This window comes from Pseudescherichia vulneris (assembly GCF_902164725.1).
Taxonomy (GTDB): domain Bacteria; phylum Pseudomonadota; class Gammaproteobacteria; order Enterobacterales; family Enterobacteriaceae; genus Pseudescherichia; species Pseudescherichia vulneris.
On record NZ_LR607338.1, the window covers coordinates 2,366,423 to 2,371,225 of the forward strand.

Below are 4,803 nucleotides of genomic sequence, written 5' to 3' on the forward strand. Positions count from 1 at the left end.
TGACTATATGACACGGCGTCTTCTCCAGGCCAATCTGCACAATGACCTTGCTGCCATTGATGAGGTCACGAACCTGCTGACCAACATTGCAGATGCCTGGAAGGAGATAGGCCCTAATAATCAAAATGCGCGGGACACCTACTAATGGATGCCGATTTCGGGTTGCTCCAACACTATCAGCAGCTGCTGCTGACCAGCAACATGATGCTTAACCTTGCTAAAGAGGGGCGCTGGGATGAGCTTATCCAACATGAGGTGAGCTATATCACCGCAGTTGAAAAGCTGACTCAGCTGCAGGATACCGCAGATACTGCCCCTGCTATTCAGGGGCGGCTCCGCCCGCTGTTAAAACAGATCCTCGATAACGAAGTTGAGCTTAAAACGCTGCTGCACCAGCGCATGGAAGAACTACGCACCTTAGTTGGGCAAACGTCCCGCCAACAGAACCTGAATTCAACCTATGGACGCCTCTCTGGTAATATCCTTTTCCCAAGCGAGTTGTGAACGCTACTGCCTTCAGGCGGGTGATATTTTTTAACGCCCTCACCCGCTTCGTTTGCTGATTTTCATCCATACTTCAAGTTCCTCACTCTGGAGCATGGTCGATGAAAAACCCCACCTTATTGCAATGCTTTCACTGGTACTATCCGGATGGCGGTAAACTCTGGCCGGAAGTGGCCGAGCGTGCAGCTGGTTTTAATGATATTGGCATTAACATGGTCTGGCTGCCCCCTGCTTATAAAGCGGCGACGGGAGGATACTCGGTCGGGTATGACACCTACGATCTCTTTGACCTGGGCGAGTTTGATCAAAAAGGCACCGTGGCCACCAAGTACGGTGACAAAGCCCAGCTGCTGGCGGCTATCGGTGCGCTGAAAGAGAACGGCATTGCCGTACTGCTCGACGTCGTGGTCAACCATAAGATGGGAGCCGATGAAAAAGAGTCGATCTGTGTTAATCGGGTAAACGAACACGACCGCAATCAGATCGATGATGAAGAGATTGCCTGCGAAGCCTGGACGCGCTACACCTTCCCCGCCCGTAAGGGAAAATATTCTACGTTTGTCTGGGACCACAAGTGTTTTAGCGGTGTCGATCATATCGAAAATCCCGACGAAGATGGCATATTCAAAATTGTTAACGATTACACCGGCGACGGCTGGACCGATCAGGTGGACGAAGAGCTGGGTAACTTCGACTATCTGATGGGTTCCAATATCGACTACCGCAACCGGGCGGTGACGGAGGAGATCAAATACTGGGCGCGTTGGATAATGGAGCAGACCCAGTGCGACGGCTTCCGACTCGACGCCGTGAAGCATATCCCGGCCTGGTTCTATAAGGAGTGGATCAATCACGTGCAGGAGGTGGCCCCGAAGCCGCTGTTCATCGTCGCCGAGTACTGGGCCCATGAAGTCGGCCGCTTGCAGCAGTATATCGATCAGGTAGATGGTAATACGATGCTGTTCGATGCCCCGCTGCAGATGAATTTCCATCAGGCCTCGTTGCAGGGCCGTGACTACGACATGAGCCAGATTTTCACCGGCACGCTGGTAGAAGCCGATCCCTTCCATGCCGTCACCCTGGTCACCAACCACGACACCCAGCCGTTACAGGCGCTGGAAGCACCGGTGGAATCTTGGTTTAAACCGCTGGCCTACGCTCTGATCCTGCTGCGGGAAAACGGCGTCCCGTCGGTATTCTATCCGGATCTGTATGGCGCAAGCTATGACGATACCGGCGGCGATGGCGAAACCTACCACATCGATATGCCGATTATCGAACAGCTCGACCAGCTGATCCTGGCCCGTCAGCGCTTTGCCCACGGCGTCCAGACCCTGTGGTTCGATCACCCGAACTGCATCGCCTTTAGCCGGAGCGGAACCGAAGAGGATCCCGGCTGCGTCGTGGTGCTCTCCAACGGTGACGACGGGGAAAAGACGCTGGAGCTAGGGGAAAACTATGGCAATAAGATGTGGCGCGACTACCTCGGCAACCGCGAGGAGACCGTCAGCACAGATGAAAACGGTACGGGGACCTTTACCTGCAACGGCGGCAGCGTTAGCGTGTGGGTGCTGGAGGACGTGCTGTAACCGAATACGCTGAGTGAGAGACCTCACTCAGCGTTGTTGCTTTACGGCAGCGGCGTAGGCAGCGGGCTTTTCGCCAACACCTCTGCGCACTCGGCGGTGGGGCGATCAACCCGTTTTAACGTCATGCCCGCATACTCCAGCAGGGCACCATCGCGCTCTACCGAGTACACCTCGACCTTCTGCGTCACGTTATAGAAATCATCCCCGCGCAGCGTCAGCTTACCTGGAAGCGCAATCACGCGCTGCCACTGGCGACAGTCCAGCGTATCCCCAGCGGAGGTCACTACCAGGCTGGCTATCGCCTCTGGACTTACCAGTTCACTTTGGGGCCCGGCGGATTGCCAGTACCCGACGAGATCGGCGGGTGCCGGGTGTTTGACCACCTCGTTATAGTTATCAATCTGTGCACAGCCGGTCAACGCCAGCAATGCGCTTAAAATCGCTACTTTTTTCATCCAATGTCCTGCGCGCGAAGAAAAAAATATTCTGGCATTAAAGCGCCACGGCTGTCAGCAATTACCTTCAGCACTTTACTTGATCTGCACCGTATAAATGCCATTTACCGCTGGGCAAATGCGCGTGTGCGTGTAGGATCGCGGTTCCGCTTTACTCCATAAACCTTCTGAGTTCAGAGGCTATTACCATGTCCTGGCAACACGTCAAACAGCGCTGGCTGATTACCTTTTGGGCACCCCTGCCCGCCGTTATCGCCGCCGGCATTCTCTCCACCTACTATTTTGGCATTACCGGCACCTTCTGGGCCGTTACCGGGGAATTTACCCGCTGGGGCGGTCAGCTTTTGCAGCTGATGGGCGTCCATGCAGAAACCTGGGGTTACTACAAGCTGATCCATCTGGAAGGCACGCCGCTGACCCGCATCGACGGCATGATGATCATCGGCATGTTTGGCGGCTGTTTCGCTGCCGCGCTGTGGGCCAATAACGTCAAACTGCGTATGCCCCGCAGCCGTATCCGTATTTTTCAGGCCATTGTCGGCGGCATCATTGCCGGATTCGGCGCACGTCTGGCGATGGGCTGTAACCTGGCCGCTTTTTTCACCGGCATTCCGCAGTTTTCCCTCCACGCCTGGTTCTTTGCCCTGGCCACGGCGGTAGGCAGCTGGTTTGGCGCACGCGTGACCCTGCTGCCGTTTTTCCGCATCCCGGTAAAAATGCAGAAGGTCTCTGCTGCCTCGCCGCTGACGCAGCAGCCTGACCGGGCGTGCCGTCGCTTTCGCCTCGGCATGCTGGTGTTTGTCGGCATGCTGGGATGGGCGCTGCTCACGGCGATGAATCAGCCTAAGCTCGGTCTCGCCATGCTGTTCGGCGTCGGCTTTGGTCTGCTGATTGAGCGGGCGCAGATCTGCTTCACCTCTGCCTTCCGCGACATGTGGATCACCGGCCGCACCCATATGGCGAAGGCCATCATCCTCGGGATGGCGGTGAGCGCCATCGGAATTTTTAGCTACGTTCAGCTGGGCGTCGAAGCCAAAATCATGTGGGCTGGCCCTAACGCCGTCATAGGCGGTCTGCTCTTCGGCTTCGGCATTGTGCTGGCGGGTGGGTGCGAAACCGGCTGGATGTATCGTGCCGTTGAAGGCCAGGTGCACTACTGGTGGGTGGGACTGGGGAATGTTATCGGCTCGACGCTACTGGCCTATTTCTGGGACGATCTGGCCCCATCGCTGGCCACCCGCTGGGATAAGGTCAATCTGCTGAACACCTTCGGGCCGCTCGGAGGTTTACTGGTTACCTACGGTCTGCTGCTGGCCGCCCTGCTGCTCGTCGTGGCCTGGGAGAAACATTTCTTTAAGCGCGCCGCCACGCTGGCGGTTAAGGAAGCAGTATGAAAATTATTGTGCCGGATTATCGTCTGGATATGGTGGGCGAGCCCTGCCCCTACCCTGCCGTCGCCACGCTGGAGGCGATGCCGCAGTTAAAAAAGGGTGAGATTCTGGAGGTGGTGAGCGACTGTCCGCAATCCATTAATAACATTCCGCTGGACGCCCGCAATCACGGCTATACCGTGCTGGATATTCAGCAGGATGGACCGACCATTCGTTATTTGATTCAGAAATAGATGTATACGCCGGGCAGCATTTGCCCGGCGTATGACCGAATTACTGCGGAATACGCAGCACCTGGCCCGGGTAGATTTTTTCCGGGCTTTTCAGCATCGGCTTGTTCGCTTCAAAAATCTTGTTGTACTGGTTAGCGTCGCCGTACACCTGTTTAGAGATGGCGCTCAGCGTGTCACCCGATTTCACGGTATAGAACTGGCTCTCTTTCGCAGCAGTATCCGTCGCGGCAGTGGCCTTAACGTTGTCAGCAACGCTGGCGATACCGGAGATATTACCTACCGCCACCAGAATCTTCTCTTTCGCTTCCTGGCTCAGGCCTTCACCCGTAACGGTAGCCTGACCGTCGGCGACCTGCACGTTCACCTTATCCGCATCCGGGATCCCGGTTTTGCTCAGATGCTCTTGCACCTTTTTCGCCTGCTCTTCCTTGTCGTCATGCCCTGAGACGGCGTCCCACAGCTTTTCGCCTGCTTCTTTTACAAAATTGAAAAGACCCATTTTCAGCTCCTTACCGTTAAGTTAAGACTCTGAAAGTGTAGCAGAGGTTAGGGGAAGCGGCTGACGTAAGCGTGTTTTAAGGAAGTTCTGACTACACCTGCATCGCCATGATATGACTGTGCAATTTTCATA

Annotated in this window: 7 protein-coding genes; 5 read left to right on the forward strand and 2 right to left on the reverse strand. The window is 55.6% G+C overall.

Going from position 1 to position 4,803, the window contains the following annotated elements:
- The 3 genes from FN633_RS10125 to amyA all read left to right on the forward strand — a co-directional run.
- The coding region (locus FN633_RS10125; RefSeq protein ID WP_208674197.1) for a flagellar export chaperone FliS at positions 1-145 on the forward strand (145 nt) is incomplete at its 5' end.
- Positions 145-504, forward strand: coding sequence for a flagella biosynthesis regulatory protein FliT (gene fliT, locus FN633_RS10130; protein ID WP_154057611.1), 360 nt, complete (start codon positions 145-147; stop codon positions 502-504). The genes FN633_RS10125 and fliT, both read left to right, overlap by 1 nt.
- A 101-nt stretch (positions 505-605) precedes the next feature.
- On the forward strand, positions 606-2,093 hold the full coding sequence (amyA, locus tag FN633_RS10135) for an alpha-amylase (protein WP_154057612.1): 1,488 nt from the start codon (positions 606-608) through the stop codon (positions 2,091-2,093).
- A gap of 41 nt (positions 2,094-2,134) precedes the next feature.
- Here amyA and yedD read toward each other — a convergent pair whose 3' ends face one another.
- Positions 2,135-2,548 carry a lipoprotein YedD gene (yedD, locus tag FN633_RS10140; RefSeq protein WP_154057613.1) on the reverse strand — a complete coding sequence of 138 codons (414 nt, stop codon included), beginning with the start codon at positions 2,546-2,548 and terminating at the stop codon, positions 2,135-2,137.
- 188 nt (positions 2,549-2,736) lie between these two features.
- Here yedD and yedE point away from each other — a divergent pair, with 188 nt between their 5' ends.
- On the forward strand, positions 2,737-3,942 hold the full coding sequence (yedE, locus tag FN633_RS10145) for a selenium metabolism membrane protein YedE/FdhT (RefSeq protein ID WP_154057614.1): 1,206 nt from the start codon (positions 2,737-2,739) through the stop codon (positions 3,940-3,942).
- Positions 3,939-4,172, forward strand: a complete 234-nt coding sequence (yedF, locus tag FN633_RS10150) for a sulfurtransferase-like selenium metabolism protein YedF (RefSeq protein ID WP_154057615.1) — start codon at positions 3,939-3,941, stop codon at positions 4,170-4,172. The genes yedE and yedF overlap by 4 nt, the downstream gene beginning before the upstream one ends.
- Positions 4,173-4,212: 40 nt before the next feature.
- Here the strand turns inward: yedF and lysM are convergent, their stop codons facing one another.
- Positions 4,213-4,671, reverse strand: coding sequence for a peptidoglycan-binding protein LysM (lysM, locus tag FN633_RS10155; RefSeq protein WP_042391428.1), 459 nt, complete (start codon positions 4,669-4,671; stop codon positions 4,213-4,215).
- Positions 4,672-4,803 lie beyond the last annotated feature (132 nt).

Coding starts and splice junctions, on each gene's coding strand:
- yedE (WP_154057614.1), top strand. CDS start 2,737: ATGTCCTGGCAACACGTCAAACAGCGCTGGCTGATTACCTTTTGGGCA.
- yedF (WP_154057615.1), top strand. CDS start 3,939: ATGAAAATTATTGTGCCGGATTATCGTCTGGATATGGTGGGCGAGCCC.
- lysM (WP_042391428.1), bottom strand. CDS start 4,671: ATGGGTCTTTTCAATTTTGTAAAAGAAGCAGGCGAAAAGCTGTGGGAC.
- fliT (WP_154057611.1), top strand. CDS start 145: ATGGATGCCGATTTCGGGTTGCTCCAACACTATCAGCAGCTGCTGCTG.
- yedD (WP_154057613.1), bottom strand. CDS start 2,548: ATGAAAAAAGTAGCGATTTTAAGCGCATTGCTGGCGTTGACCGGCTGT.
- amyA (WP_154057612.1), top strand. CDS start 606: ATGAAAAACCCCACCTTATTGCAATGCTTTCACTGGTACTATCCGGAT.